At 69.4% G+C, this 3,021-nt stretch carries 1 protein-coding gene; it reads left to right on the top strand.

Annotation, left to right across the window (positions count from 1 at the left end; all coding sequences use genetic code 11):
* A partial coding sequence (locus ABIC90_RS27300; RefSeq protein WP_354359862.1) for an amino acid adenylation domain-containing protein occupies window positions 1-3,021 on the top strand: 3,021 nt, incomplete at both ends.

Here is a 3,021-nt window from a genome sequence, read left to right as displayed (position 1 = left end):
GGACGAGCGCGCGAGCGCGGCGTACCACATCCCCGGCGGCGTCCGCCTGAGCGGTGTGCTCCAGTGCGGCGCGCTGCAGCGCGCGCTGGACACCAGCGTTGCGCGCCACGAGGTGCTGCGCACGGGCTTCGTGCGCCAGGACGATGGCAGCACGGTGCAGCTCATCGCCGCCGAAGACATCGGGCTGCCGCTGCTGCTGAAGGATCTGAGCGGTTGCGCCGATCGCGAAGCCGAGCTGCGCAACCACGCCGAAGCCGAAGCGAGCACGCCGTTCGATCTGACCCGAGCACCGCTCATCCGCGGCCGCCTGCTCAAGCTCGATGAGGAAGAACACGCACTGCTCGTGACGATGCACCACATCGCCAGCGACGGCTGGTCGATGGGCGTGCTCATCAATGAGCTGAGCGCGCTTTATACGGCGTTCGTGCAAGGCGAGCCAGACCCACTCCCGGCGCTACAGATCCAGTACGTCGACTACGCCGCCTGGCAGCGCCAGCGGATCACGGGCGAGCTACTGCACCGTCAACTAAGCTTCTGGCGCGAGCACCTGCAAGGCGCCCCGGCGCTGCTGGAGTTGCCGACCGACCATCCGCGATCAGGGGTGCAAGACTACAGCGGTACGAGCGTGGCGATCGAGATCGACGAGGTCACGAGCCAGGGGCTGAGGGCGCTGGCCGCACGCCACGGCGCGACGCTGCACATGGTGCTTCTGGCCGCGTGGGGCGCGCTGCTGTCGCGCCTGAGCGGGCAAAGCGATGTGGTCGTCGGCACCCCGATCGCCAACCGCGGGCGCGCGGAGATCGAGCCGGTGATCGGCTTCTTCGTGAACACGCTGGCGCTGCGCATCGAGCTGTCGGGCAACCCCTCGGTGGGCGAGCTGCTGGCCCAGGTCAAGGCCACCACGCTGGCCGCGCAGGCGCACCAGGACGTGCCCTTCGAGCAGGTCATCGAGGCGCTCAACCCGGTGCGCAGCATGGCCCACCAGCCGCTGTTCCAGGTCATGTTCGCCTGGCAGAACGCGCCCGAGGGCACGCTGGAGCTGCCGGGCTTGAAGCTGCAGAGCCTGAGCGGCTCCGATCTCACGGCCAAGTTCGACCTCACGCTGGCGCTGGGCGAGTCGGGCGGGGTGATCGGCGGCACGCTGAGCTACGCCACGGCGCTGTTCGAGCGCGCCAGTGTCGAGCGCTTCGTTGCTCACCTGTACACCCTGCTGCAGGGCTTCGTGGCGGGCGACACAGTGCGCGACTCGGCGCGCGTGGCGCAGTTGCCGCTGCTGGCCCAGGCCGAACGCCGGCAGCTGCTGGTGGAGTGGAACGACACCGCGCGCGAGTTCCCCGCCGATGGCTGCATCCACGCGCTGTTCGAGGATCAGGTCGAGCGCACGCCGGACGCTGTGGCGCTGGTCTTCGAAGACGAGTCGCTGAGCTACGCCGAGCTGGACGCACGGGCCAACCGGCTGGCGCACCATCTGCAATCCTTGGGCGTGGGTCCGGACGCACGCGTGGCGCTGCTGCTCGAGCGCGGCGTGTCCATGGTCGTGGCGCTGCTGGCTACGCTCAAGGCCGGCGGCGCCTATGTGCCGCTGGACCCGGCCTACCCGACCGAGCGGCTGGCCTTCATGCTGCAGGACTGCGCGCCGTTGGTCGTGCTGAGCGATGCCGCCTGCCTGCGCGCGCTGGCGCTGCCCGCCGATCTGCCGGTGTGCCGCCTGGACGATCCGGCCGCACCCTGGCTCGCGCTGCCGGGCACGGCGCCTGCGGTGCCGGGCCTGCGCGGCGAGCACCTGGCCTACGTCATCTACACCTCCGGCTCCACCGGTCAGCCCAAGGGCGTGATGGTGGCGCATGCGGGCATCGTGATGCGCTTGACCGGTATGCAACAGACCATCCCGCTGACACCGCAGGACCGGTTCCTGCAGCGCACGTCAATCAGTTTCGATGTTGCGGTCCAGGAAATCTTGTGGACCTTGACGTCTGGAGCCACCCTCGTGCTGCCCCATGCGGGCCGGCACTTCGACACCGGCCACTTGGTTGCCTTGATGGCCAGCGCGCGCGTGACCGTGGCCAATTTCGTACCGGCGCTGCTGGAGCAGCTTCTGCACTCGCCGGCTCTGGCTGAGTGTCACTCTCTGCGCGTGATACTTTGCGGGGGCGAGGCGCTGTCCGCCGCCATCTTGCGCCGCTGCCTGGCGTTGCTGCCCGCGCGATTTTTTAACATCTATGGGCCTACCGAAACCGTCATCAACGCGCTGTTGTGGGAGGGTCGTGCCGACTTTCCAGGTTCGCCGCCGCTCGGCACCCCGTTGCCTAACACCTGCGCCTACGTTTTGGACGCGCATGGCCAGCCGGTGCCCATCGGGGTGGCTGGCGAACTCTTTATCAGCGGCGCCGGAGTGGCACGCGGCTACCTGAACCGCCCCGATCTCACCGCCGAGCGCTTCGTGCCCGATCCGTTCGGCGCGCCGGGCTCGCGCATGTACAGAAGCGGCGACCTGGCGCGTTGGCGCGCCGATGGCACGCTCGAGTACCTGGGGCGCAACGACCACCAGGTCAAGGTGCGGGGGTTCCGGATCGAGCTGGGCGAGATCGAGGCGGCGCTGCAAGGTTGCCCGGGCGTGCGCGAGGCCGTCGTGCTGGCGCGCGGCGAGGGCGCCGACAAGCAGCTGGTGGCCTACGTCACGGGTGAAGACGTGCAGGCAGTGGTCCTGCGCGAGCACCTGGCCACCCGGCTGCCCGAGTACATGGTGCCGGCGGCCTACGTGCAGCTGGAAGCGCTGCCGCTCACGCCCAACGGCAAGCTGGACCGCCGTGCGCTGCCCGCGCCGGGCGATGCGGCCTACGGCACGCGCGCGTTCGAGCCGCCGCAAGGCGAGATCGAAGAAGAGCTGGCGCACATCTGGCAGGACCTGCTGGGATTGGAGCGCGTCGGCCGCGCCGACAACTTCTTTACCCTGGGCGGCCACTCGCTGCTGGCGGTGCAGCTGGTCTCCCGCATCCGGCTGCGGCTGGGTTCGGAAGTGGC

It is taken from the genome of Variovorax boronicumulans (genome assembly GCF_040544675.1).
In the GTDB taxonomy this organism is placed as follows: domain Bacteria; phylum Pseudomonadota; class Gammaproteobacteria; order Burkholderiales; family Burkholderiaceae_C; genus Variovorax; species Variovorax boronicumulans_D.
Note: the sequence above shows the minus strand (reverse complement) of the source record. Positions and strands in the feature narration are given on the sequence as shown.